We start from the raw sequence: 25,751 nt of genomic DNA, 5'->3' as shown, positions 1-25,751 counted from the left end.
GCGCGCCTTTCAGCACGCGGAGCCATCATGTCCAAGCAAACAAACATCCTGCAGATTCTCCCGGCCAACGGCTGGGTCGCCGTGTATGACGAAAGCGGCGAGGAAAGTGCCGCGGCCCTGGTCTGCTTTGCCCTGGTCGAAACCCTCGACAACGGCGCCCGGCAGCAGGAAGTGCGCCCGATGAGCGCCGACGGCAAGCGCATCGCGTTCGCCGACGAAGCGGCCAACTTCGTGCGCGTCGAAGAGCTGTCCGAGTTCGAAGAAGACGAAGAAGACGAGGACGAAGAGGAAGACGCCGAGGCCTGATGCCAACGGCCGGCCCCCCCTGGGGCCCTCCCGCGGGTTTGCCCCCTCTCAAGGAGGAGGGGGCAAACCCGTCAAGCAAGCTGTCACATAACCCCGTATAATCCGCAGGTTAACCCTTACTCAAACCTGCGCGGCAGCCTTACGGTTGGCCCAAGCCTCTTACCCATGTCCATCGAAAATCTGCGCAATATCGCCATCGTCGCCCACGTCGACCATGGCAAAACCACCCTCGTCGACCAGCTCCTGAAGCAGTCGGGCACCCTGTCCGAGCGCACCGTGCTGGCCGAACGCGTGATGGACAGCAACGACCAGGAAAAGGAACGCGGCATCACCATCCTGGCCAAGAACACCGCCATCACCTGGCAGGGCAACCGCATCAACATCGTCGACACCCCAGGCCACGCCGACTTCGGCGGCGAGGTCGAGCGCGTGCTGTCGATGGTCGACACCGTGCTGATCCTGGTCGACGCGATGGACGGCCCGATGCCGCAGACCCGCTTCGTGACCCAGAAAGCCTTCGCGATGGGCTTCAAGCCGATCGTGGTGGTCAACAAGATCGACCGTCCGGGCGCCCGTCCGGAGTGGGTGGTGGAACAGGTGTGGGAGTTGTTCGACCGCCTCGGCGCCACCCACGAGCAGATGGAATTCCCGATCGTGTACGCCTCGGCGCTCAACGGCTATGCCTCGCTCGACGAGAATGCCCGCGAAGGCGACATGACCCCGCTGTACCAGGCGATCATGGATCACGCGCCGAAGCCGGACGTAGATCCGACCGGCCCGTTCCAGATGCGCATCAGCCAGCTCGACTACAACAACTTCGTGGGCGTGATCGGCATCGGCCGCATCCAGCGCGGCACGCTGAAGAAGAACATGCCGGTGGCGGTGATCGACCGCCACGGCAAGAAGCGCCAGGGCAAGGTGCTGCAGGTGCTCGGCTTCCTCGGCCTTGAGCGCATCGAGCAGGACACCGCCGAAGCGGGCGACATCGTTGCCATCTCCGGTATCCAGGAGCTGACCATTTCCGACACCGTCTGCGCGCTGGATACTCCGGAAGCGCTGCCCGCGCTGACTGTCGACGAGCCCACCATCAGCATGACCTTCCAGGTGAACAACTCTCCGTTCGCCGGCAACAAGGATCTCTCCGGCGGCAAGTTCCTCACCAGCCGCCAGCTGAAGGACCGCCTCGACCGCGAACAGGTGCACAACGTGGCGCTGCGCGTCGAGCAGGGTTCGGATGCCGACAAGTTCCTGGTTTCCGGACGCGGCGAACTGCATCTGTCGGTGCTGATCGAAAACATGCGCCGCGAAGGCTACGAGCTCGCCGTGTCGCGTCCGGAAGTGATCATCAAGGAAATCGACGGCCAGAAGATGGAGCCGATCGAGCAGTTGGTGGTCGACGTGGAAGAAAACCACCAGGGTCCGGTGATGGAGCGCCTCGGCGTCCGCAAGGGCCAGCTAAAGAACATGGAGCCGGACGGCAAGGGTCGCGTGCGCCTGGAATACATGATCCCGGCGCGGGGCCTGATCGGCTTCCAGAACCAGTTCAAGACCCTCACCCAGGGTTCGGGCCTGCTGTTCCACGTGTTCGATCACTACGGCCCGAAAGAAGAAGGCCAGATCGCCAAGCGCCTCAACGGTGTGATGATCGCCAACGCCGCCGGCACCACCCCCGCCTACTCGCTGGGGCCGCTGCAGGATCGCGGCAAGCTGTTCGCGGCGGAAGGCGACTCCGTGTATGAAGGCCAGCTGGTCGGCATCCATGCGAAGGACAACGACCTCACCGTCAACGCGATCAAGCCCAAGCCGCTGACCAACATGCGCGCATCCGGCAAGGACGACGCCATCCAGCTCACGCCGGCCACCAAGTTCTCGCTGGAACAGGCGCTGGACTTCATCGACGACGACGAGCTGGTCGAAGTGACGCCGAAGGAAATCCGTCTGCGCAAGAAGCACCTGACGGAGAACGATCGCAAAAAGGCTTCGCGCAGCGCCGGTTGATGGCTGCACGAGATCACGAAAGGCCACCGCAAGGTGGCCTTTTGCTTTTCCCCTGCTCCCCTCCGGGGGAGGGCGTAATGTGTCGCCGTTGACAGTCTCCTTCTCACCCTGCAGCATCCACGACGCACTCGCGATGGGGACGTCCAACGTCCGCTCTTTCCGCTCATGATCAGCAGGGTTAAACGTCTAAACCATCGCAAGATTTTGTCGTGCCTGCTACTGGCCGCCTTGCCGCTGGTCGCACACGCCGATGACGCACCGCTGTTCGTGCCGCAATGGCTCGGCGCGCAATACACGTTTGTCGATCAGCACCAGTGGCGCGTGCATTCGCCCTACAGCGGTCCATTGAGCCTCGATGCGAACGGCTCGACCGCGCGCTCGCACACCTTCGGCGCCTACTTCGGCATCCAGCTGCCGGCACGCTTTCAAATCTACGTCGACGTGGAAATGTTCAAGGGCGAAGGCGTGAGCAACGCCACTGGCCTGGGCGGCCTCACCAATGGCGACATCATCCGCTCCGGGGTGGCCAGCCTCGGCAAAACGCCCTACGTCGCGCGCAGCTATCTGCGCTGGACCGTTCCGCTTGGCGATGAAACCGCACCCGTCGAGCGCGGGCAGGATCAATTGCCGGGCAGCGAAGCCGTCAAGCACATCGAAGTCAAAGCCGGACTGATGGCCGTCAACGACGACTTCGACAAGAACCGCTACGCCGACTCCACCCGCACGCAGTTCATGAACTGGTCGCTGTGGAACAACACCACCTGGGATTTTGCCGCCGATACGCGCGGCTATACCTACGGTGTGATGCTCGGCTGGATCATGCCCGGATGGAGCCTGCGCTACGGCATCTACCGCATGCCTTATGAAGCAAATGGACAGCGGCTGATTTCATCGCTCAGCGAATCCAATGGCCAGCAGCTCGAACTTACGTTGCAACCCAAACCCGACGGCTGGGCCTTGCGTTTCCTTGGCTTCTACAACAAGGGCAACATGGGCATCTACCAGCAAGCCCTCGACATCGCCCAGTTGACCGGCCAGGTACCGGACATCCACGCCGACGACGCACCCGGCCGGCACAAGTTCGGCTTCGGCATCAACGGAGAACTGCCGGTGGCCGACAACGGCGATACCGGCTTCTTCATGCGTACGGGCTGGAACGACGGCCACACCGAGTCCTTCATCTTCACCGAAGTGGACCGCTTGCTGAGCGGCGGCTTCCAGCTTTCCGGCGTGCATTGGGGACGTTCGGACGATCGTCTGGGCGTGGGTATCGCCATCGACGGCCTGTCACGCATTCACGCCGATTACCTGCAAAACGGCGGAAAAGGTTTCCTGCTCGGCGACGGCACGCTGCGCTACGGTCCGGAGCAGATTGCAGAGGTCTATTACAACGTGGCGGTGATCGATCACCTCACCCTCAGCCCCGATTTTCAGTTCATCCGCAACCCCGGCTACAACCGCGATCGCGGTCCCGCGCGTTTCGCGGGATTGCGCGCGCACGTCGAGTTCTAACCCGACCTGCGCACTACGCGCTAACGCGGAGTCGGGGGCAACTGCCAGCTCTGAGCTGAGCCTCCTTTGCACGCTTGCACCGTCAACGGTGCGCCGTCAGTCGACGAGGTCAGGCAACGCCCATTGGCGCGACTTTTCAATTGTCCTGCCGCCGCTTCCCATTGCTGGGAAGGACCCCCAGTACAGGCGGACGACGTCACATTGGCGGACTGATCCGAAGCTACGCCCAGGCAGGTATTGTTCTGCAGCCGCAGCGTGTGATCGATGGCATACACCCACGCCTGTCCGTCGTCGCTACGACAACTCCGGGCCACCGCCGTCTTGGCATTCTTTGCAACTGCCGCACATTGCCCGCTGCCGTTGGTGACCGCACCGCGCAACGAATTGCCGATGCCGTTGCGCTGCACGCTGCCCGCGGCAGTACGATCAATCGCCGTGTACGACGTGCAACTCTTGCTGGCCTCTGTGTTGGCGACGTGCGCCATCGCATGCCCGTCGTCGCCACTGGGCAAATCGAATTGGGCGCTGGCATAGGGCTGCGTATTGCAATCGGCCAGCGGCGAGTTCCATTCGAAATACTCGGTCCAATCCACCATGCCCTTGGGCGAAATCTCGTCGACCTTGGCGCGTATGCTGCCGAGCTTGAACGATTGCCCAGTGGTCGTGTCCGTCACCGTTACGCCCAGCCAGCGATCGCCTTCGAAGGCAAGGTGAAAACGATACCTGTGCCCCGCTTTCCATGCGTGCGCCATGCGGCAACTCCTGCCCACGCCCTCGCCGCCGAAGCTCAGGCAATAGCTGCCGGCGCTGCCCGGCTTCGCTTCCGTCGCATCCCAGAGCGAGAACAGAAACATGCGCTTGTCGCCACCGTTGCTCTGCATGCCCGTATAGCCGCCCTGCCCGCCGACGAGGCTGAACTGGTTGCTCCAGAACACGTTGGCGCGGTAACCCGGGTCGGTTTGCACCGTGATGCCAAAGTCCACGGCCTGCATACCCTTCACCGCCGGATCGAACGCATAGTGGGTATAGCTGCCCGGCGTGTTCGAGGCCAAAGCGATGGCCGGTATCGCCAGACACAAACACGCTATCCAAGCCTTGATCGGGGTCATGCATCGCCTCTCGTTTTTCAATTGCCGAGCCGATCGCTGCAGCCGATCGGGGTGGCGCTGACGCGGTGCATGTCGAACACCACGATTTCATTGCGACCGGGCCACAACCAGGGTGCCGGACAGAACAACCGCTGCTGCGGGCCGATGCGCCAATAGCGTCCGAGCAGATGGCCGTTCACCCACACGTAGCCCTTGTCCCACGCACTCATGTCCAGATAGCAGTCGCCGGTGTGTTCCAGCATCACCTCGGCCTTGAAGAACATGCCGGGGCGAATCGTCGAGGCATCCGTCATCGGCGGCAGGCCCGCGACGTAGGCATCGTCCAGCGGCAGGCTGTGCGCCTGCCAGCCGCTCAATTCATCGCCGTCCAATGTGACGGCGCCAACGATGCCCTTGAAGTCGTACATCGCCTGGCCGTAGCCGACGTGGCCGAAACTGTCGACCAGGATATCGAGCGTGGCACCTGCGCCATTGGCCGGCGGCGGAACCTCGATGTTCTGGATCACATTCAAGCCCGGCTTGTTCACGCGCGACAGGTAATCCAGATATTTGCCCTGGCTGAATACTGTGCCGTAGTCGCGCAGACCCTCGATGTGCAGCAAGCCGCCGGTGGACAGCGTCTTGCGGTACATCACCATGCCGTGGTCCTGCCCGAACAGCATCTCGTTGGGGTTGGGTTTCTCCACGTGCCGGCCGGGCGGCAGGTTGTCCCAGATGCAGGCATAGGGCTTGGCATAGACCTGGTCGAAATGCGCCGATGCCGGCGGTGGCGGCAGCTCCGGCAACGGATGCGCAACGTGCGCGGCAATCATTTTTCGGAAGGTGTGGAAATCGCGCGTCGCCGCACCACGTTCGTTGATCGGCGCGCCGTAGTCGTAGCTGGTAATGACCGGTTCGAAGCCGGAGTAGTCGTTGTGGGCATTGGCGCCGGCGGTGAAGCCGAAGTTGGTGCCGCCATGTACCACGTACAGATTGAAAGAGCGCCCATCGGCCAGCAGCTGGCGCAAGGTGCCCTTGAGGTCGCCGCGCTGGAAATCCGGATCGCCCCAATGCGTGAGCCAGCCCGGATACGCCTCGCCCGCCCACACCGGCGCTTCGCCCGCGATCAACTGGCCGGAAGCAAAATCGGTATCGCCATCCAGGCCCAACGCCGCACCCGGTACATAGGTTCTGGTTTTCTGGATCTGCGCCAGGCCATCGGAAATCGAGAACGGCCCGTCGATGCCGCGTTGCTGCCACATCGAGCGCAGGCGCAGCAGATAGTCGAGGTCTTTGCCGAAGGAAGCGTATTCGTTCTCGATCTGCACCATCAGGATCGGCCCACCCTGGCTGGCCATCAGCGGGGCCAGCCGCGGCGCCACCGCATCGATGTAACGCTGCACGGCCTGCATGTAGCGCGCATCGTCCTTGGTCCGCACACGGATGGTGGGATCGCGCAGCAGGTACGGCGGCAAGCCGCCCATGTCCCACTCCGCGCACACATAGGGACCTGGACGCAGGTAGACCCACATGCCTTGCTGCTGGCACATCTTGATGAAGCGAACGAAATCGCGGCGGCCGGTGCTGAGTTCGAATACGCCCGGCTCGCTCTCCATGAAATTCCACATCAGGTAGATCGCGATGGTGTTCAACCCCATCGCCTTGGCCATGCCGATGCGATGCAGCCAGTATTCCTCCGGAATACGCGCCGGATGCATTTCGCCGCTGCGGATCTGGAACGGCTTGCCGTCCAGCAGGAAATGCTGCCGGCTCAATTCGAAACGGTGGCTGCGGCCGTCGGGGAGCGGTTCGCCAGCCGCCACCGGACCGGTCGCGGCGTGAATCGCCGGCATGGCGGCGGCAAATGGGGTGAGTACTGCAAATCGAAGAAAATCGCGTCGCTGCATCGATCCGTACCTTGTGGGGCGCTGCTCCCTCTGCACTCGGCAGAGGGAGTATCGAGGGAAGCGCCCGAGCCTACCTCAAGGCGTCAGTTCAAGGGTCAATACTTCAAACGGGGCCAACGTGATCGTGCTCACGTGGTCGGCGTCCAGGTGCTGCGGCACATCGCCGCCACTCTTCCAGACGTCGTGCACGGCGAAACGGCGCGCGGCACCCTGCGGCAATTCCAGCTGGCGCTGCAGGTCGATCACCGCCGATTGCGGATGCGAATCCGGATTGCGCAGCGTGATGATGGACTTGGCCGGCGACCACGAAGCCCAGCCGTACACGTCCAGCCGCCCCGGATCGCCGCCGATCCAGTGCGTATCGCGCAGCACGTCGGCATTGGCGCGCGACCACTTGGCCGATGCAGCCAAGGTGTCCCAATCCTGCTGGCTCAGCAGCGAGGGTGTGATGTACATCTCCTGCAACTGCGTACCGGTGCCGAAGTAGGAATGCACTTCGTTGGCGAAATCGTGACCCGGATCGGTGTTGAGCCGCTTGTTCTTCTGCGCGTAGATGATGCCGTGAAGCATCAGCGAGTTGATCGGGAACAACGGTCCCTGGATCACGATGTTCTCGTAAGTCTGCTGGTCGCGGTAAGTGATCCACTGCTCGCGCTCGGTACCCACGCCGGCATGCCAGTCGTCCTCGCCGCCGCGCCAGATCGAATCGGCATAGCGCAGCCAGAACGGCGAAGCCCAGGTGCCGGTGGTGAGGTTGATGAAGGTATCGGGCTTGTCAGCGCGGATATTCTTGATCAGCTCGATCGCCGCGGCAAAATCGCTGTCGAAACGGCTGCCGGGGAACACGCTGTCGGCATTGCCGGTGCCGTCGAACTTGAACTGGTTGATGCCGTCTTTGTCGACCAGGTTCATCACCACGTCGTGAAAGCGCTGGTAATACTTCGGCCCCGACAAGGCCAGGCCGTCATCGATGATCTCGTAACCGGCGGCCTTGCCGTTCTTCACCCGTTCTTCCTTCGGCGTGCTGTAGCCGCCCCAGGGCGACAACCACATGCCCGGCGCCGCCCCGTATTTGGCGGCAGCTTCGCGCAGCGGTACGAAACCGCGCGGAAAATCCTTGCTGAAACCCCAACTGCCGGAGCGATCGTCCCAGCCGTCGTCGAACAGGAAGGAATCCAGCTTCACGCCGCGCTTGACGGTCAGTTCCTGGCCAAAGGTATTGATGCGGTCCAGCGCCTCCGCCTCGTTGTAAGGCGTGAAGTAGCCGATGTCGTACCAGGAGTTGTAATGCAGGAACGGGCGATACGGATGAGCCCGCTCGCGCTCCACATAGGTCGCGAAATCGCGCCGCATCTGCCCTTCGCGAGTTACGCCCACCACTGCCGAATAGGTGATCGACTGCCCTTTGTGCAGTGGCAGCGTGCGCGCCATCGAGAGCATCACGTGCTGTCCGCGCACGTCGCTGTCGGACAGCGGATTTTCAAAGCCGAAGTACATGCGCCCTGCCACCACCGGCGAGCCCTTCACCACACCGTCTACTTCGGCGTGATCGATGGTGGAAGGCAGCAGGTAAACCGTGGTGAGCGGCTCGTCCTGCTTCAGGGCGGTGATCGTCACGATCTGGCGAAGATAGGCGGAGCCTTCGCGCTGCACCAGTTGCCAATCGACGCGGAAGCGCCCATCGGCATCGCCGAAGCTGGCAGCGATCGCCTTGCCCGGCATGCGGTCGGCCAGGTTGGAAGCCTTGGCATTCACCGCCAGCTCCCGTTCGGTGGGCGACGACAACAAATGCATGTCGCTGCCCTTGATCGTCTGCTTGTTCGGCAGCACCAGCGTAAAGGGCGCATCCACCTTCAGTACCTGGCCGTCGTCGCGGTCGGTAATCGCCAGGCCAGACAGCTTGCCGTCCGCCACGCTCCAGTTGGCCACCAGCGCGGCATTGCCGAAACTGGCCGAACCGCTTTGGCTGGTGTAAGCCGGCAAGCCCGGTTTCAGGATCGCCGCATCATCGGCACGAGCCGCGCCGACGCTGCCGGCGCACGCACACAACAACCCCAGGGCCAAGCCGGTCAAGCGCAGGCGCGACACGGTGTTTGCTTTCTTTTCCGGCATACGGGGATACACGTGAAGCATCGAAAACCTCTCAAGCGTCAGGTCGCCGGCGAATCCAACGCGCCGACTGAAACGAACGATCCGGCGCGGTTCGCGCGGAAAGACTCCGCGCGAACCGCGACAGTTCTACCTTAGAACTTTTGCTGATAGCGCATGTAGACAAACCGTCCGATGTCATACGAAGCGTTGTAGTCGTTGTAGCTGTCCGTGCCCGAGTTGAAGCCGCCACCGTAGATGTACGGGCCCACGCGATTGAAGATGTTGTTCACACCCAGCGAGAAGGTGGCGTTCCAGGGTGCTTTCCAGTGCACCTGCAAGTCGTTGAAGGTGACCGAAGCCTGCTGGTTCATCGGCGAGATGCCCACGCCGGGCGCGTAGTAGCTCGGCAGGCTGCACGGGAATACCGTGGTGGTGGTCGGCGGCGGATAGGCGCAGGAGCCCTTGAGCGGCGAGAAGTAACGCACGGTCCAATCCGCGCCGAAGTTGTGCCAGTCCCAGCCCACGGTAAAGGTGCCGCGCACGCGCCACACTGCGCCATCGAGGTTGCCCAGCGAGGTGCCGGCCGTGTACTGCACCGCTGCGCCCACCGTCGGCTGCACGTTGTTGGTGGCGATATAGGTGCTCTGCAGCGCCACTTTGAACTTGCCGAAGCTGTATTCCGGCAAGGTGTAGTTCACGCCGAAATCCCAACCGCGCTCCTTCAGCCAGCCCGCGTTGGTCTCCAGATTCATCAGGTTGATGATCTGGCCGGCCAACGGACCCGTGCCGCCTTCGCGCTGGAACTGCGAACAGGCCGAGGTGAGGCCGAACTGATAGCAATCGGCCAGCACCTGGTCGTTGCTGATGCCGGTGATCAGGTTGCGGATGTTGTAGTTCCACCAGTCGAGGGTGGCATTGAAGCCCGGCAGCCACGAGGGGCTGTACACCATGCCGATGTCGGCGTTGTACGCCGTTTCCGGCCGCAGGTTGGGGTTGCCGCCGTTATAGCTGTTGGTGATACCTCCAGCGCCCGGCCCCGTCACCGGCGTGCCGGTATTGTCCGTCTGCCGGAAATTGGCCGGCACGCCCGGCAAACCGCCGAAGCCCGTCACGCAGCGCTGCGCCACCGTCGAGCTGTATCCATATTGCCCCGGACCGTACACCGCATCGCAGGGATCGGTGAAGCCGCCCGCCAGGTACAGGCCCTGGTACAGATCATTGATGGTCGGCGCACGGAAGTCGGTGCTGTAGCTGGCGCGCACCAGCACGTCGTCGATCGGCTTCCACGCCATCTTGAACGAGTAGTTACGCGTACCGCCGAAGTTGCTGTAGTACGACCAGCGGCGCGCGACGTCGAACGACAGGCTTTGCACGCCTGGCAGGTCCTTCAGCAGCGGCGCATAAACTTCCACGTAGCCTTCGTTGAGACTGAAGCTGCCGTGGTTGGGCTCGACGGAGTAATCGCTGGAATAGCCGGCCGTAGCGAAGGGGTCGGTGTCGTCGTAACCCGATTCGTTGCGATGCTGCACGCCCGCCGCCACAGTCAGGTCGCCACCCGGCAATTCGTAGACGTCGCCGCTGATATCGGCCACGAAAGCTTTTTCGTCGTAGCCGGTATGCTCGACGTTGTCGAGCGCGATGTAATTGAACATTTGCTGCGTGATGGTGCCCAGCGGATTGAGCGGTACGCAACCGGCGATCACATTGCCCGGCGTGCCGCAGACCACCTGGCCGTTCTGCATGAACGACGGCCCCAGCGCCTGGGTCACATTGATCAGGTTGTACTGGCCGGGACGGATGTCGACGTCGCGGATCTGGCTGTCGTAGTAGTAGGCATCCCAGTTGAACACGTGGTCGCCGACGTTGAAATCGCCATCGAGCCCTGCGCTGTAGCGGAAATTCCTCGACGTGTTGTCGTTGAGGAACAGGCTTTGCGGGAACAGGCGCACGAACTGCACGTCCTGCGGCGTCTGGCCCGGCGCGTTGTAGGGGTTGTAGTAGCTCTGAGCGGAAAGCACGATCGGGAACTGCGGCAGGGTCGGCGGATTGCTGGACTGACCGCTGTACAGGAAGCTCGGGCCGCCAGCGCCACCGTTCCAGCTCTGGTTGTAGCCGACATCGACGTGCGCGGTGATGTGGTCGGTGATCTTGTAGCGATCGGCCACATACAGGTTCTTGGTCTTGTTGGGGCTGAGGATGGTGCTCAGATTGCTGTAGTTGTAGATATACGAGCCGGCGTTGGCCAGGCTGGTGACGTTGCCGTTGGCGCTGAACGTGCGCGGCTGCAGGAACGAATAGTCCCCGATATTCATCGAATTGCCGCCCGGATTGAGAATCAGCGTGTTGTTGCCCGGCAAATTCGGATTGGCATTGGGTGAATTGGTGATCACGCCGCTGTTCGGCGGAAGCTCATTGAGCCCGAAATACGGCAGGCGATTGGTCTGCGGATACGCCGACCACGGCCGTGCGCCGCCCCACACCGAACCCTGATATTGATACGACACGCTGCCGATCAGCGAATTGCGCGCGGTCGTGGAGCCGGCAGTGACGCTGTACTGCGCCTGCGCGCCATCCTCGTGCGGCATGTATTCGCCCGCATAAGTATCGACCTGCACGCCCTTGAAATTCTTGATGGTGACGATATTGATCACGCCGGCAATCGCATCCGAACCATAGATGGCCGAAGCGCCGCTGCCGAGGATGTCGATGTGGTCGACGATCGCCGCGGGAATCACGCTGATGTCGGTATAGCCGCCATGCACGGCGCCGATGCGCTGGCCGTCCACCAGCACCAAGGTGCGTTGTGCACCCAGTCCGCGCAAGTCGATAAAGGTGCCGCCCTGGTTCGGGCCCAGCGAAGCGGCGTCGCCGCGGCTAAGGTCCGGCGTGGCCGCCGCGGGCAGGTTCTGCAGCAGCTGGCCGACGGTGGCAAAACCTTGGCGCTGGATGTCCTCTTTGGAGATGGTGATGGTCGGCAGCGCCGTTTCCATGTCGACACCGCGGATATTGGTGCCGGTGACGGTTACGCTTTCAAGCTCCTTCACCGGTTTCTTTGCCGGTGCCGGCGCGGGTGTTGCCGCGGTGGTGCTGGTGCTTTGAGTATTTGACGTGGCGCTTTGCGTCTGGCTGTTGGCCGGCGAAGCGTTGGTCTGCGCCCAGGCCCCTCCCGCCAGTGCCAAGCCGCCGGTGACGCAAACTGCCTGCATCGCGAGCAGCGATTTGCGGATGGATACCGTCAGCAACTTCCCTTTTTTTTGATCGACGACAAATTTTCCAGCGTTCGCAGTACGCATGACTGCCCTCCCAAGTTTTTATGGCCTTGCGCAGATCCGTACATCTCCCCTCTGCGACAGGCACTGTGGATGTCGTGGACACTTCCCCTGCGCCACGTTTCTTTCCGCCCTCTGCAAAAATTGGGCGCAAACAACTCCGTCCGGACGGTTTCCCGTCCGGTTGAACCCTTCTGCATTTGTCACGACAGGCGCCGGACCCTTACTTGCGGCAACAACGCCTCGACCGCTCGCCGTTGGACGAAGCCGGTCTCCTCACCCTGCGCATTGGCTGCGCCGCAAGCGGCGCCAAGACGCAACGTGTCCTCCAAGCTCATTTCGCGCGCGATGCCCACGGCGATGCCGCCGAGCAGGCAATCGCCCGAACCCACCGTGTTGCGCACCCGCTCAAGCGAAAGTTCGGCATGCCAGATTCCGCTGGCATTGCCGGCCATCGCGCCGAGCGCGCCCATGGTCACCACCGGCATCGCCACACCCTGCGCCATCAAGTCGCGCACAGCTTGCAGCGCGCCATCGAGATCGGTCACGGGCTGGCCGGACAGTTCGCTGATCTCGTCGCGATTGGGCTTGATCAGGAACGGCTGCGCTTCAAGCGCATGGCGCATCGCCGCGCCGCTGGCATCGACCAGGCAGCGCTGGCCGTGGCCTTTGACGTAGGTGGAAAGCTCCGCGTACGCCGTCGGCTCGAATCCGCGCGGCAGGCTGCCGGAGAGAATCACCAGATCGCTTTCATCCACGCTGCGGCGGAAATCGCGCACCAGTGCGTCGCATTCGGCCGGGCTCAGTTGCGGCCCTTGCCCAAGTATCTCGGTGATGCGGCCTTCGTCGTCTTGCAGCGCCAGGCAATGGCGCAGGTCGCCCGCAATCTCCACGCCGTGGAACAGCACGCCGCGCTCGCTCATGCGCCGGCAAATCAAATTGCGATGCGCGGCGTCGACCAGGCCGACGAGGTGCACACGTTCGCCCAACGCGGCAATGGTCTGCGCCACGTGCACGCCCTTGCCGCCGGGATACACCAGCTCCGTGCGCACGCGGTGCACCTCGCCAGGCGTCAGCGTACCGAGCTGGATGAAGCGATCGATCGCGGTATTGAAGCCGGCGACGGTGATCATGGGGTGCCCGCCATCAAGGCCAGCGCTTCGCTTGCCGTGGCCTGTCGGGTGGTGCCGCCGATGCCGCGCGTGGACAAGCTGCCGCATGCGCTGCCCCAGCGCATGCAATCCAGCCAGGGTATTTCGCGCAGCCAGGCGTGCAGGAAGCCTGCATCGAACGAGTCGCCCGCACCGGTGCTGTCGATGGCATCCACCGTGTAGGCAGGTACGTGCAACCACTGGCCTTCGCGCAGGCTGCTGCAGCCTTGCCTGCCACGCTTGACCACGGTTTGCGTGCGACCGTTCTGCAGGGCACCCAGTGCTTCGCCGATATCGGCGTGGCCGGTGATGGCCAGCAGCTCTTCTTCGTTGGGGAGGAAGATGTCGACTTCGTTCAAGGTGTCGAGCAAGTCGTCATCCCAACGCTGCTCCGGATCGAAGCCCGGATCGAGCGACGTGCTGAGGCCCGCTTCCGCCGCGCGCGCAAACAGCTTGCGACAGCCCGGCCGCAGGCTCTTTTGCAAAAAATAGGAGGACACGTGCAGATGGTCGACTTGCTCCAGCCAACTGTCCTGGATTTCTGCGGCGTGCAATTCCGCCATCGCACCGGGAAAGGTGACCAATGCGCGATCCTGCGGCGTGGACAGGGATGCCGTCACGCCCGTGCGCAACGCCGCATCGGGCTGCAGCGAGCTCACGTCGATGCCGGCATCCTGCAAGGCCTGCAGACAGAATTTGCCGGAGGCATCTACGCCCAGCCTGCCGTGGAAATTCACCCGGTTGCCCAAGCGCGCCAGGCCCATCGCGCAGATCATCGACGAACTGCCCGGCGTCATCACGAAATCGTCGGCCAGCACTTCGCGTCCCAGCGTGGGTGCGGCGTGACAGCCTTTGAAAACGAAGTCGACGTTGATTTCGCCGACGACGAGGATGCGCACGGGGCGGTCGGGCGTCGTCACGGCGCCGCTCCGTGAATGGCGAAATCTTCCACCACGCGCGTCAGCACGCCTTCGGAAGGCGTATCGGGCTTGCCGCCCTGGTCGAGGCAGCGGAAAAACGCCAGCCATTGCGTCACCACCACACCGCTGAGCATGGCCGCGACTTCCGCACCACCAGTCGGCGTGGACGTGGCGATGCCGACATCCTGCGGGCCCAGCACGTCGGCCGGGATGTCGTCGCCCACGACCAGCTTTGCCATGCCGAGCTGCTTGCGCGACAGCTCGCGCAGCAGATCGCATTCGTATTGGCGCACCGCCGGATCGGGCGACAGCAAGGCCACCACCAGCGTCTGCGGATGCACGAAAGACATCGGTCCGTGACGCAAGCCGAGGAACGTTTCCGCCAGCGTAACCACCTTGCCGCCGGTCATCTCCAGCATCTTCAGCGCGCCCTCGCGCGCGGCGCCGAAAGCGGCACCGCTGCCCAGGTACACCGCCGAGGTGAAACCGCGCTGCGCCAGCGCGGCGACGGCATCGGTGTGCGCATCGAAAATGTGCTGCGTATCGGTGGCGGCACGCGCCACCGCGCTGGCCGGCAATGCGGCGGACGTGTCGTGCAGCAACGCCGTGCCACCCAGCAACAGGTTGGTGAAACTGCTGGTCATCACCAGGCTGCGGTCGTTGGTGCGCTCATCGAGCACCAGCGCGGTCACGCGAGATTCGTCGCGATACTGCGTGGCAAGCTTGCCGTTCGCATTGCAGGTGATCACCAGATGGCGCCAGCTCGGCGCATGCTCCAGCAACAGGTTCACCACGCCGGCGCTCTCCGGACTGTCGCCCGAGCGCGCCAGCGAAACCAGCAGGCCCGGCCCCGGCGGCAGTACGCTGCGCCAATGGGTCAGCAGTGTGCCCGCGGCAATGGCCTGCACCGGCACGCCCAGGCCGGCCTGCAGCACGGGCGCCAGGCACTCGCCTATATAGATGGAACTGCCCGAGCCGGTCAGCACGATGTAGGCAGGCCGCGGATCGAGCGCCTTCGCCAGCCGCTGCTGGGCGACCGGGCTACGCAACAAATCGAAAGTATCCTGCCAGGTGGCCGGCTGTTGCAGGATTTCGCGCAACGTATCGGCATAACCCGCGGCCTGCTGCGCTTCCGGCGACTGGGAGAGCAGCGCGGCCAAGGTTGCGTCTTCTTTCGTTTTCTTATGAAGTATTGACATTTTGCTCAATTCGTTCGAATGTGAAACCATCCGATGACGCTCCCAGAGTATTCGAAATGAAAGATCACTTACAACACCTTTCGATAGCTTCCGAAAAGTTTTCGAAACTTTCCCTCTCTCACGGCAAGCGCACCCGCCTGTGGCGCCTCATGTATGGCCACGGGCCGCGTAACGGCAGTCTGCTCGTGTTGCCGCTGGACCAGGGCCTGGAGCACGGTCCGACCGATTTTTTCCCCCACCCTTCCGCCGTCGATCCGGAATACCAGTTCCGGCTCGCGGTGGAAGGGAATTTTTCCGCCATCGCGCTCGGTGTGGGCCTGGCTGAGAAATACCTGGGTGAATGGTGCGGGCAGATTCCGCTGATCCTCAAACTCAACGGCAAGACCAACATTCCCAGCGATGCGGACGCCACCTCGCCGCTGTTCGCCTCGGTGGAAGATGCCGTGCGGCTGGGCGCCGACGCCGTGGGCTACACCATGTATATCGGTTCGCCGCGCCAGCACGACGAATTCCGCCAGTTCGAAAAAGTGCGCCAGGATTGCGAGCGCTTCGGCATGCCGCTGGTGTTGTGGTCCTACCCGCGCGGCGCGGCCATCGAGGCCAAGGGCGGCAAGGGCACCCTGTTTGCACAGGATTACGCCGCCCGCGTGGCGCTGGAACTGGGTGCGGACATCGTCAAGCTGCACGAGCCGGACGACAAGGTGGCCAATGTGCCGGCCCCGTACAACCAGCTGAACGAAGACGCTTCCGCACGCACTGAGCGCGTAGTGCGCTCGGCCGGCCGCACCATGGTGCTGTTCTCCGGCGGCGAGAAGAACGACGACGATGCGGCCGTGTTGCGCAAAGTGGAGTTCTACATGGCCTCCGGCGCCAACGGCGTGATGTTCGGCCGCAACATGTGGCTGCGTCCGCTGGACCAGGCCGTCGCACTGGTGAAGCAGGTGCATCAGATCATGGCCAAGTACCCGCGCTGAGCCGAGATCCGCGGTGCGGGAATCACCCCTCTTCCCGTCAACCGCGGCGCCACGCTCCCTCCCCGGCGGGATGCCCAGTGCATCCCCCTCACACCCGCCGGGGAGGGGGTTTGAGGCGATCCCCGATTTTTCCTTCTCGCTGTCCGGGAGAAGGCTGGGACGAGGGGTTAGTCTTGCGCAACCCTTCAGTGATGAAGATGCTCTGATGAAGGCCGCCGCCAGAGCGGCCCCTCAACTCAATCCTCTCCCTGAAGGGATGAGGAGGTAAAGGCGATGCCGCACATCAAACGCAAACCCTCCCCGCCAGGCTGGTCCTTCCGCACGCAAACCCGCGCCGGTTGCTTCTGCTGCGCTCCGCCGCGCGGCATGGGCACGATCAAGGCCAGCGACAAGAACCCGCTGCAGACCGCGCCCGACGCCAGCAAAAGCGGATTGCTCCTGAAGGACTTCAAGCCACACAGCATGCTGCGCGTGCCCAAGAACCGTATCGAGCGCCCGCGCTTTCCGGTGATCGATGCGCACGTGCACCTCACCTGGTCCAGCAAGGTGCGCAGCGGCGTATCGGTGGGCGAAGACATCACCGTGTTCGCCAAGCCGGAGGATCTGCTACCGGTGATGGACCGCAAAGGCGTGCGCACCCTGGTCAACCTCACCGGCGGCGTCGGCAAGGGCCTGGAGCGCAGCATCGAGCTATTCGACAAGGCCGCACCCGGGCGCTTCGCCACGCTCACCGAGCCCTCCTACGAGCACTTCCCGGAAGCGAACTACGGCCAGTTGCAGGGCGAGGCGATCGATCACGCCCACCGCGTCGGCGCGCGCGGCCTGAAGCTGCTCAAGACGCTGGGGCTGTATCTGCGCGAAGGCGTCGACAGCGGCGCCCTGGTGGCCGTGGACGATCGCCGCTTCGACCCGATGTGGGAGGCCTGCGCCGCACACAACATGCCGGTGTTCATGCACGTCTCCGATCCGGAGGCGTTTTTCCTGCCTACCGACGAGTACAACGAACGCTACGAAGAACTGGCCAATCACCCGGACTGGTCCTTCTACGGCCCGGAATTCCCCAGCAACGAAGAAATCCTTGCGGCGCGAGACCGCCTCATCGCCCGCCATCCCAAGACCACGTTCGTGCTGATGCACGTGGGCAACTGGGCGGAAAATCTGCAGGCCGTGGCGGAATGCCTCGACCGTTTCCCCAACACGCTGGTGGACATCAGCGCACGCATCGGCGAACTGGGGCGCCAGCCGCGCACGGCGCAGCGCTTCTTCGACCGCTATCAGGACCGCATCCTGTTCGGCACCGATGCGGTGCCTTCCCCTTACGGCGACGATGTGCCGCAGCAACTGTTCGGGGACGAGCTGTACGAGATCTACTACCGCTTCCTGGAGACCGAGGACGAATATTTCGACTACGCCCCCGCAGAAATCCCGCCTCAGGGCCGCTGGTCCATCTACGGCGTGGGTCTGACAGACACGGTGCTGCGCAAGATATACCATGACAATGCCGCCCGAATCTTGAGCTTGTCATGACCGAAGCCCGCGCCTCCGCCCCCTCGCAACGCTTGCTCGTCGAGGAGCGCCGACGCCTGATCGTCGAATACGTGGAGAGCAACGGCCGCGCCACGGTCGAAGAGCTGGCCGGCCGTTTTGGCACCTCCACCGTCACCATCCGCAACGACCTGGAAATGCTGGCGCGCAGCTCCGCCATCGCGCGTTCGCACGGCGGCGCCCTGCCGGTCACGCAAACCAGCACCAACGACATTCCGCTGAGCATCAAGGAAACGCGCTCGCATCCGCAGAAACTGCGCATCGGCCAGGCCGCGGCCAAGCTGATCAAGGACGGCGAGACCATCATCCTCGACTCCGGCTCCACCACGGTGGAAATCGCCCGGCAGATCCGCCAGATGAAATTCGACTCGCTGACGGTGGTGACCAACGCGCTGAACATCGCGCTGGAACTGTCCGGCCTGCCGCACATCCGCGTGATGATGCTGGGCGGCCTGTTGCGCCAGACCTCCTACTCGCTGGTGGGCCCGGATGCGGAACAGGCGCTTTCGCGCATTTCCGCCGACCGCCTGTTCCTGGGCGTCGATGGTCTCGACCCGGTCGTCGGCGTTACCACACCCGATCCGCTGGAAGCCTCGCTCAATGCACTGATGATTCGCGTATCGCGCGAAACCATTGCAGTATTCGATGCAAGCAAACTGGGGCAGCGCAGCCTTTCCGTTATCACGCCGGTGCAAACGCTGCAGACAGTCATCACCGACAACAGCGCAGAGCCGGAGATGATCGCTGCCTTGCGCGATGCCGGCGTCAAGGTGATGCTGGTCTAATCCTCGGATTTTCTTCGGCCTGGTTGGGCGGCACCAACCAACCGCTTACATTGCGGCATGCTATCAACACCAGACGCAATCAGCGTCGGTAATTCCCAGCTCGCCAGCCCCTTTCATTTCTCCATGAAAGACACGCCAATTTCTTGCCGAAACCAAACATCAGCCAAAAGCCGGCGGATGGGCGGCTCGCCAAATCAAGAAAAAGCGGATAACCTGTCTCCAGGCTGACGTTTTCCACGCTGCCGAGGCTCCTGTGGGTGAGCAGGAACCAGAAGTGCCGGCAAAGTCACTTCAGGCAGCAATGTGCTCGACCGGCTCATTGGGGATCGAAAACATGCCCGAAAATCACGCACAAAGCAGGCGTGGCCCGATCTTTGTGGTGGGATCTCCCAGATCAGGCACCAGCATACTGACCTGGTGCCTCGGCCAGCACGCCAATATCCTGCCCCAGGAAGAATCCTGTTGGCTCGGCGAGTTTGCGGTAAATGCCGCGGTTCAATTCCACGTCGGAAGTTCTCGCCAGCAACGCTCGCAACTTAGCGCACTCGGGATACAGGACGCCGAATTTTTTCAGCTACTCGGCGACAGCATCAATACTCTTGTCCTTGATCATCGCCTGCAGCAGGAACAACTATCGCGCGAATGCTGCAGACGGGATCCATCGCAAGCCAGTCCTCTGCTGCACGTGTCTCGCTCGGAAAACGAACCCAAATTGCGCTGGGTGGATGGCACACCCGAATACTCCTACCAGATCGCCGCCCTGAGAAAGCTTTTTCCCCATGCCAGGTTTGTGCACATCGTGCGCGATGTCCAGTCCGTCGTGAATTCCATGCTCAACTTCAAGGCAGCCCAGGAAAAAAGGCTGATCGAGAACGAGCAGCAAGCCTACGAATACTGGCTTGGCACTGTACGAGCATGTTTGCGGGCGGAGCGGGCATACGGCCCGCAAATCGTTCACAGATTGCGCTACGAGGATCTCGTGCAACGGCCAGAGCTCACTATTCGCAGCGTGTTGGAGTTTTTGAACGAACCGTATTTGGAAGCTTGCCTCGAACCGATCGAGTGCAAAATCAACAGTTCACGTGTTCCCGGGAACTTCGAAGGAAGAGATCATCGGACAGATCCGCACCTGATCGAGATCGCCACCCAATTAAGTCGTCAGCTGCAACAATCGGATCGTCCCGAGCCGGTCTCCAAGGATGCACTTGCGCAAATAGAGGCTGACTTCAACAAGCGCGTTACCTTCGTAGCAGGGCTCGACGCAGATTATGCGGAAGGGCAGCGTAAAGTGGCCACGCTGACAAAGCGGCTGAACTGGTGCGGCGCAATGCTCGTTGCCGGCTTCGCCATGGCGCTCGCATCGCATTACCTGAAAGAGGAAATACCCAAAACGATCAGGCACGTACTGTGGCTTGCCACATCCGGGATGGGCGTCGGCATTTACTTGACGATCCGGCAGGCTGGGCTGCGAGACTACGCTAGCAGACTACTACGCAAGCGTGACGGTCGTGCAGACACCAAACGCAGTTATCACACAACGTCTGCGGTCGCGAAACGGCACTGATCCACAGGGCTTCCCAATCCCGATCCCGGCCTTGGACTTCACATCGGGTCCTCTTGATACCTCGCGCATCGCCGCTCCTGCAAGCAGCTGCGGCGAGACGTAACGCAACGGCGTCGCGCGGAGTGCAGCAGACCCCGGATCAAGCAGTGACACTCGGTCTACAGCTGCGCACGCTCCAGCGCCGCAAACTGCCTCTCCAGGCGCGGCCCCAGGTAGCAATGCGACCCGCAGGACAACAGGCCCACTTCACCGAACGCCTTCAGGTACCACGCGGGCGAACGCAGGTACAAATCGTGGTGATCGCCTTCGGGATCATCGCGGTTGGTGAACACTTCGAGAAACGCGACCCCTTCCAGCATCTCGCCAATGCCGATCAGTCCGGCATGGATCTCCGCCGGCTTCAGGTAATGCAAGACGTCCGTGCAGACGATCACGTCGAAGCGCGTATCGAAGCGCAACTCCGCCAATTGGCTGAAACGCGCCAGCCCGATGTTGCGCGTGCGTCCGAAGCGGCGCACCGCATACTCGCTGGAGTCGAGCCCGCGATAATGCACGTCCGGCCGCAATGCGCGTAGCGGCGCGCGCCACACGCCTTCGCCACAACCGATGTCGAGCACGTTGCGGATCGGCCGCCCCAGGTAATACTCGGCCTGCGCCACCACCATCGCCACCTTGCGCTTGAGCGCCGCCGACGACGACACGGCGTGCCTGGGGTCGCGATACCACTTGTCGAAATACGCCTGGTCGTAAGTTTTGTGCATGGTTCGGGCTTCCTTGGACCTCGCATGGTAACTCCGAGTTAACAAGGCGGCCGCAAAATTCGTGAATCACAGCGGAATATGCTTCACCTTTCGCAACCGTCGCGTCAGCGCCTCCGGCGATGGCACGTTTGAGGCAGGCAAGACCGTCCACAGGGGATACCCACGCCATGCCCGCCCAAGCCGCTCCGCCTCCACCCAGGCTTCGCCTTGCCCTCTGCGGCCTGCTGCTTGCCGCCCCGCTCATGGCTCCGGCCCAGGCCGCGGGCAGCGCCCCCTTGAGCGCCGACGACATCGCCTGGCTGCATCGCGACACCTTCGGCCTGGACAGCGCCACCATCGAGCGCTACCGCGAACTGGGCCGCACGCGTTTTCTGGATGAGCAGCTCGCCGGCGGCGACGATCCCCTGCCCCCTGCCGTCGCGCCGCTGATCAACAGCTATGAGGTCTACAACACCACGCCCGCCAAGCTGGTCGCCGAATATCACGACGAACAAAAGAAGGTGAAAGACGTCGACGCCGCCGACACCAGCGCCAAGGACATGGCCAAGAAAGATTTCCAGATGTACCGGCGCGACCTCTACAAGCAAAGCGAAGAAGTGGAACTGCTGCGCGCCGTCTACGGCAGCAACCAGTTGAAGGAGCAGATGGTGTGGTTCTGGCTCAACCACTTCAGCGTCTATGCGCCCAAAGGCGGCGTGGGGCTGTTCACCACCGACTACGAGGAAAACGTGATCCGCCCCAACGCCCTGGGCAAATTCAAGGATCTGGTATTGGCCACGCTGGAAAGCCCGGCCATGCAGATCTACCTGGACAACGCCAAGAACGTGCGCGGCAAGACCAACGAAAACTACGCGCGCGAGCTGATGGAGTTGCACACCCTTGGCGTCAACTCCGGCTACACCCAGCAGGACGTGCAGCAACTGGCCTTGATTCTCACCGGCGCCGGCGTTGCGCCGCGGCGCGGCCCCAACGTGATCAACGGCGTGGATGGCGGCTTCTTCCGCCTGCGGCCCGGCGTGGTGCGCGACGGCCTGTTCGTCTTCACGCCCAACAAGCACGATTTCTCCGACAAGCAATTTCTGGGTCACACCATCAAGGGCAGCGGTTTCGATGAAATCAAGCAGGCCGTCGACCTGATCGTGCAGCAGCCGGCCTGCGCCACCTTCATCTCGCGCCAGCTCGCACAGTATTTCGTCGCTGACAATCCGCCGCCGGAGCTGGTCGACGCGATGGCGCAGACCTTCCGCAACACCGACGGCGACATCGCCGCCGTGCTGCGCACCATGTTCCTGTCCAAAGACATCACCGCCAGCTACGGCAAGAAGTTCAAGGACCCCACCCAGTTCCTGGTGTCGGCGATGCGCCTGAGCTACGACGGCAAGCCGATCGCCAATGCGGCGCCGCTGGTGAACTGGCTGCACCAGATGACCGAACCGGTATACGGCCACATCACGCCGGACGGCTGGGCCACCGACGACGCCAGCTGGTCCAGTTCAGGCCAGATGGCCAAGCGTTTCGACGTGGCCCGCGCCATCGGCAGCGGCCGCAACCGACTGTTTGCCGGCGACGACGGCGATGCACCGCACGCCGCCCCGCCGTTGCTCAACGGCCCGCTGTTCAAGCAAACGTTGCAACCCACACTGTCGGCCGCAACGCGCGATGCGCTCGCCAAAGCCAATTCGCAGGTGGAATGGAACACCTTCCTGCTGTCGTCTCCCGATTTCAATTACCGGTAATGAGAGGCTTGCCATGAAACGCCGCCAATTCCTGCTCGCCGCCGCCAGCGCTGCCGCGCTGCCCGCCCTTTCGTTCTCCGGTCGCCTGTTCGCCGCCCCGCCCGGCTCGCCGCGCTTTCTGTTCGTGTTTCTGCGCGGCGGCTACGACTGCAACAACTTCCTGGTGCCGTACAGCAGCGACTTCTACTACGAATCGCGCCCCACCATCGCCATCGCCAAGCCGGACAACGGCAATCCCAACAGCACCATTCCGCTCGATGCGAACTGGGGCTTGAACCCGGTGCTGCGCGATTCGATCTATCCGCTGTGGCAGAAGAAGCAGGTGGCGTTCATTCCCTTTGCCGGCACCGACGATCTTTCGCGCAGCCATTTCGAAACCCAGGACAACATCGAACGCGGCGAGCCCCTCGATCAAGGCAACAACTATCGTTCTGGTTTCATGGCCCGGCTGTCGAGCCAGCTCACCGGCGTGCCGGCGATCGCCTTTACCAACAGCCTGCCGCTGAGCTTCCAGGGCGCCAGCAAAGACATCCCCAATATCTCGCTGCGCGGCAATACCAAGGCGAACTTCGACGAACGCCAGTCGGCGATCCTGGCCGGCATGTACAAGAACACCTCGCTTGCCTCCGCGGCCGCCGACGGCCTGAGCCTGCGCAGCACCGTGTCGATGGATCTGCAAAAAGAAATGGTCGCGGCCAGCCGCGGCGCTCCAAACGCGTCCGGCTTTGCACAGGAAACCCAGCGCATCGCCACGCTGATGCGCGATCAATATCGCCTGGGCTTCGTCGATGTCGGCGGCTGGGATACCCACGTCAACCAGGGCAACGTGACCGGCGGACTGGCCAACAACCTGAAGAACCTCGGCGCCGGCCTCGCCGCCTATGCCGATGCCCTCGGCAACGAATGGAACAACACCACGGTGGTAGTAGTTTCCGAATTCGGTCGCACTTTCCGCGAAAACGGCGATCGCGGCACCGACCACGGCCACGGCACCGTGCACTGGGTGCTGGGCGGAAAAGTCCGCGGCGGGCGCATCGCCGGCGAACAGGTGGCAGTGAATCAGCAGAACCTGCTGCAGAACCGCGACTACAAGGTGCTCAACAACTACCGCGACGTCTATAGCAGCCTGCTCGGCCGCATCTGGGGCCTCAACAACAACCAGCTGCAAACGGTTTTCCCGCAGGCCCGGCCACGCGATTTGCAGCTGGTTTGAACACCGGCCGGTCTCCAGCTTTTGCCCTCCCCCTGCAAGTGGGGGAGGGCGCGAAGATTTCTCCACGCTGAAACTCAACACCCATCACCGGGTTTCGCTACCATCCCCAGGCCGATTCGCTCCACCACGGCACATCCTCTCGAACGTCTCACGCGCCAACGGAACCCGCCGCATGCGTCCGACTGCCATTGCCACCCTGTCGCTCTCGCTAAGCCTGCTGATCGCAGCCCCCATCGCCCAGGCAGCCTCCCCTGCCACCCTCGGCACCGACGATATCGCCTGGCTGCGCCGCGACAGCTTCGGGCTGGATACCGCCACCGTGGCGCAGTACCGCGCGCTGGGCCGCAAGGCACTGCTCGAAAAACAACTCGACAATCGCATCAGCGACGCACTGCCCGCGCCGATCGCGGCGCAGATCGCCGGCTACGAATCCTTCTACACACCGTTGTTTCAACTGCTGACCTCGATCCAGCAGGAACAGCAGCAGATCAAGGCCATGCCGGACGGCCCGGACAAGGTCGCCGCCAACAAAGCCATCCAGGCGCGCGGCAACCAGCTCGGCCTGGAAGCGCAACAAGCGGAGATGCTGCACGCCATCTACGGCCAGAATCAGCTCAAGGAACAACTGGTGTGGTTCTGGCTCAACCATTTCAGCGTCTACGCCGGCAAGGGCCGCGTGCGTTGGGAACTGGCCGACTACGAACAGAACGTGATCCGCCCGCACGCGCTGGGCAAGTTCCGCGACCTGGTGATGGCCACGCTGGAAAGTCCGGCCATGCTGGAATTTCTCGACAACGCGCAGAACGCCAAAGGCCACGTCAACGAAAACTACGCGCGCGAATTGATGGAGCTGCACACGCTGGGCGTCAACTCCGGCTACACCCAGCAGGACGTACAGCAACTGGCGTTGATACTCACCGGTGTCGGCATCGCGCCGACCAACGGCAAGCCCGAGAAATTCCCGCCGAATGTCGCTCCATTGGTGGTGAAGCACGACCTGTTCGAATTCAACCCGCAACGCCACGATTTCCGCGACAAGATGCTGCTGGGCAAAACCATCAAAGGCCGCGGCTTCGACGAAGTGAAGCAGGCGGTCGACCTGATCGTGCAGCAACCGGCTTGCGCACAGTTCATATCGCGCAAGCTGGCCGAATATTTCGTCTCCGACAATCCGCCACCCGCGTTGGTGGCAAAAATGGCGCGCACCTTCCATCACAGCGATGGCGACATCGCGCAAGTGATGCGCGTGATGTTCGAGTCCAAAGACTTGCTCGCCGACAGCGGCAAGAAATTCAAGGACCCGACCCAGTTCGTGGTGTCCTCCGTGCGCCTGGCCTACGACGGCACGCCGATCGCCAATGCCCAGCCGCTGGTGGGCTGGCTCAACCAGTTGGACCAGCCGCTGTTCGGCCGCATCACTCCCGACGGCTGGCCGCTGGATAGCGCAAGCTGGTCCAGCTCCGGCCAAATGGCCAAACGCTTCGATATCGCCCATGCCATCGGCACCGGCAACAACCAGCTGTTCACACCGATCGGCAGCACCGCGCGCGGCGCGGGTTTTCCCATGCTTACCACGCGACTGTATTACGACGCGATCGAGCCGGACCTCTCGGCGGCCGCGCGCGACGCGCTGTCGAAAGCCACCTCGCAGCAGGAGTGGAACACCTTCCTGCTTTCATCGCCCGATCTCAACTATCGCTAAGCACCGCAGCTTCGCGGGTTAGGCTGGCGC

The 25,751-nt window shown here is 62.8% G+C and carries 18 protein-coding genes; 10 read left to right on the top strand and 8 right to left on the bottom strand.

Features of this window, described 5'->3' with window-relative positions:
- Window positions 1-27 precede the first annotated feature (27 nt).
- The 3 genes from ISS99_RS14290 (at window position 28) to ISS99_RS14280 (ending at window position 3,816) form a co-directional block, all read left to right on the top strand.
- On the top strand, window positions 28-306 hold the full coding sequence (locus ISS99_RS14290; protein ID WP_204632266.1) for a hypothetical protein: 279 nt from the start codon (window positions 28-30) through the stop codon (window positions 304-306).
- Window positions 307-471: 165 nt separating this feature from the next.
- The gene (gene typA, locus ISS99_RS14285; protein ID WP_204632265.1) at window positions 472-2,304 is read left to right on the top strand and encodes a translational GTPase TypA; all 1,833 of its coding nucleotides are present in this window, start codon (window positions 472-474) and stop codon (window positions 2,302-2,304) included.
- 204 nt (window positions 2,305-2,508) lie between these two features.
- Entirely contained in the window at window positions 2,509-3,816 is a 1,308-nt protein-coding gene (locus ISS99_RS14280; RefSeq protein ID WP_239537936.1) for a carbohydrate porin, read from the top strand.
- A 20-nt stretch (window positions 3,817-3,836) separates the two neighbouring features.
- On the opposite strand, the gene ISS99_RS14275 is transcribed toward ISS99_RS14280, so the two are convergent.
- The 7 genes from ISS99_RS14275 to ISS99_RS14245 all read right to left on the bottom strand — a co-directional run bounded on the left by ISS99_RS14275 (window position 3,837) and on the right by ISS99_RS14245 (window position 15,441).
- Window positions 3,837-4,925: a DUF3472 domain-containing protein gene (locus ISS99_RS14275; protein ID WP_204632263.1), complete on the bottom strand. Its 1,089-nt coding sequence runs from the start codon at window positions 4,923-4,925 to the stop codon at window positions 3,837-3,839.
- Between the two features lie 17 nt (window positions 4,926-4,942).
- The gene (locus ISS99_RS14270) at window positions 4,943-6,811 is read right to left on the bottom strand and encodes a beta-galactosidase (RefSeq protein ID WP_204632262.1); all 1,869 of its coding nucleotides are present in this window, start codon (window positions 6,809-6,811) and stop codon (window positions 4,943-4,945) included.
- A gap of 75 nt (window positions 6,812-6,886) precedes the next feature.
- The gene (locus ISS99_RS14265; protein ID WP_425490468.1) at window positions 6,887-8,944 is read right to left on the bottom strand and encodes an enterotoxin; all 2,058 of its coding nucleotides are present in this window, start codon (window positions 8,942-8,944) and stop codon (window positions 6,887-6,889) included.
- 110 nt (window positions 8,945-9,054) lie between these two features.
- Window positions 9,055-12,195: a TonB-dependent receptor domain-containing protein gene (locus tag ISS99_RS14260; RefSeq protein WP_204632261.1), complete on the bottom strand. Its 3,141-nt coding sequence runs from the start codon at window positions 12,193-12,195 to the stop codon at window positions 9,055-9,057.
- A gap of 179 nt (window positions 12,196-12,374) precedes the next feature.
- Complete coding sequence (locus ISS99_RS14255) at window positions 12,375-13,304, bottom strand: 1-phosphofructokinase family hexose kinase (RefSeq protein WP_204632260.1); 930 nt, start codon at window positions 13,302-13,304, stop codon at window positions 12,375-12,377.
- Window positions 13,301-14,242, bottom strand: coding sequence for a carbohydrate kinase family protein (locus ISS99_RS14250; protein WP_284343736.1), 942 nt, complete (start codon window positions 14,240-14,242; stop codon window positions 13,301-13,303). Before ISS99_RS14250 ends, ISS99_RS14255 begins: the two co-directional genes overlap by 4 nt.
- Entirely contained in the window at window positions 14,239-15,441 is a 1,203-nt protein-coding gene (locus tag ISS99_RS14245) for an SIS domain-containing protein (protein ID WP_204632258.1), read from the bottom strand. The genes ISS99_RS14250 and ISS99_RS14245 overlap by 4 nt, the downstream gene beginning before the upstream one ends.
- A 56-nt stretch (window positions 15,442-15,497) precedes the next feature.
- Between ISS99_RS14245 and ISS99_RS14240 the strand changes: the two genes are divergently transcribed.
- The 4 genes from ISS99_RS14240 (at window position 15,498) to ISS99_RS14225 (ending at window position 20,309) form a co-directional block, all read left to right on the top strand.
- Window positions 15,498-16,415: a class I fructose-bisphosphate aldolase gene (locus ISS99_RS14240; protein WP_239537935.1), complete on the top strand. Its 918-nt coding sequence runs from the start codon at window positions 15,498-15,500 to the stop codon at window positions 16,413-16,415.
- Between the two features lie 273 nt (window positions 16,416-16,688).
- Window positions 16,689-17,942 carry an amidohydrolase family protein gene (locus ISS99_RS14235; protein ID WP_204632257.1) on the top strand — a complete coding sequence of 418 codons (1,254 nt, stop codon included), beginning with the start codon at window positions 16,689-16,691 and terminating at the stop codon, window positions 17,940-17,942.
- The gene (gene agaR, locus ISS99_RS14230; RefSeq protein WP_204632256.1) at window positions 17,939-18,745 is read left to right on the top strand and encodes a transcriptional repressor AgaR; all 807 of its coding nucleotides are present in this window, start codon (window positions 17,939-17,941) and stop codon (window positions 18,743-18,745) included. The genes ISS99_RS14235 and agaR overlap by 4 nt, the downstream gene beginning before the upstream one ends.
- Before the next feature lie 253 nt (window positions 18,746-18,998).
- Window positions 18,999-20,309, top strand: coding sequence for a sulfotransferase family protein (locus ISS99_RS14225; RefSeq protein WP_204632255.1), 1,311 nt, complete (start codon window positions 18,999-19,001; stop codon window positions 20,307-20,309).
- A 158-nt stretch (window positions 20,310-20,467) separates the two neighbouring features.
- Here the strand turns inward: ISS99_RS14225 and ISS99_RS14220 are convergent, their stop codons facing one another.
- On the bottom strand, window positions 20,468-21,070 hold the full coding sequence (locus ISS99_RS14220) for a class I SAM-dependent DNA methyltransferase (protein WP_204632254.1): 603 nt from the start codon (window positions 21,068-21,070) through the stop codon (window positions 20,468-20,470).
- Window positions 21,071-21,237: 167 nt separating this feature from the next.
- On the opposite strand from ISS99_RS14220, the gene ISS99_RS14215 reads away from it, so the two are divergent.
- The 3 genes from ISS99_RS14215 (at window position 21,238) to ISS99_RS14205 (ending at window position 25,721) form a co-directional block, all read left to right on the top strand.
- The gene (locus ISS99_RS14215; protein WP_204632253.1) at window positions 21,238-22,806 is read left to right on the top strand and encodes a DUF1800 domain-containing protein; all 1,569 of its coding nucleotides are present in this window, start codon (window positions 21,238-21,240) and stop codon (window positions 22,804-22,806) included.
- Between the two features lie 13 nt (window positions 22,807-22,819).
- Window positions 22,820-24,019 (top strand): DUF1501 domain-containing protein, encoded by a 1,200-nt coding sequence (locus tag ISS99_RS14210; RefSeq protein ID WP_204632252.1) that lies wholly within the window; start codon window positions 22,820-22,822, stop codon window positions 24,017-24,019.
- A gap of 133 nt (window positions 24,020-24,152) precedes the next feature.
- The gene (locus ISS99_RS14205; RefSeq protein WP_425490482.1) at window positions 24,153-25,721 is read left to right on the top strand and encodes a DUF1800 domain-containing protein; all 1,569 of its coding nucleotides are present in this window, start codon (window positions 24,153-24,155) and stop codon (window positions 25,719-25,721) included.
- Window positions 25,722-25,751: the final 30 nt, after the last annotated feature.

It is taken from the genome of Dyella mobilis (assembly GCF_016904945.1).
GTDB lineage: Bacteria > Pseudomonadota > Gammaproteobacteria > Xanthomonadales > Rhodanobacteraceae > Dyella_B > Dyella_B mobilis.
Note: the sequence above shows the minus strand (reverse complement) of the source record. Positions and strands in the feature narration are given on the sequence as shown.

Bases quoted from the DNA above. Each gene is read 5' to 3' on its own strand.
- ISS99_RS14260 (WP_204632261.1), bottom strand. From the start codon at position 12,195: ATGCGTACTGCGAACGCTGGAAAATTTGTCGTCGATCAAAAAAAAGGG.
- ISS99_RS14245 (WP_204632258.1), bottom strand. From the start codon at position 15,441: ATGTCAATACTTCATAAGAAAACGAAAGAAGACGCAACCTTGGCCGCG.
- ISS99_RS14255 (WP_204632260.1), bottom strand. From the start codon at position 13,304: ATGATCACCGTCGCCGGCTTCAATACCGCGATCGATCGCTTCATCCAG.
- ISS99_RS14215 (WP_204632253.1), top strand. From the start codon at position 21,238: ATGCCCGCCCAAGCCGCTCCGCCTCCACCCAGGCTTCGCCTTGCCCTC.
- ISS99_RS14265 (WP_425490468.1), bottom strand. From the start codon at position 8,944: ATGCTTCACGTGTATCCCCGTATGCCGGAAAAGAAAGCAAACACCGTG.
- ISS99_RS14220 (WP_204632254.1), bottom strand. From the start codon at position 21,070: ATGCACAAAACTTACGACCAGGCGTATTTCGACAAGTGGTATCGCGAC.
- ISS99_RS14275 (WP_204632263.1), bottom strand. From the start codon at position 4,925: ATGACCCCGATCAAGGCTTGGATAGCGTGTTTGTGTCTGGCGATACCG.
- ISS99_RS14210 (WP_204632252.1), top strand. From the start codon at position 22,820: ATGAAACGCCGCCAATTCCTGCTCGCCGCCGCCAGCGCTGCCGCGCTG.
- ISS99_RS14240 (WP_239537935.1), top strand. From the start codon at position 15,498: ATGAAAGATCACTTACAACACCTTTCGATAGCTTCCGAAAAGTTTTCG.
- agaR (WP_204632256.1), top strand. From the start codon at position 17,939: ATGACCGAAGCCCGCGCCTCCGCCCCCTCGCAACGCTTGCTCGTCGAG.
- ISS99_RS14235 (WP_204632257.1), top strand. From the start codon at position 16,689: ATGCCGCACATCAAACGCAAACCCTCCCCGCCAGGCTGGTCCTTCCGC.
- ISS99_RS14290 (WP_204632266.1), top strand. From the start codon at position 28: ATGTCCAAGCAAACAAACATCCTGCAGATTCTCCCGGCCAACGGCTGG.
- ISS99_RS14270 (WP_204632262.1), bottom strand. From the start codon at position 6,811: ATGCAGCGACGCGATTTTCTTCGATTTGCAGTACTCACCCCATTTGCC.
- typA (WP_204632265.1), top strand. From the start codon at position 472: ATGTCCATCGAAAATCTGCGCAATATCGCCATCGTCGCCCACGTCGAC.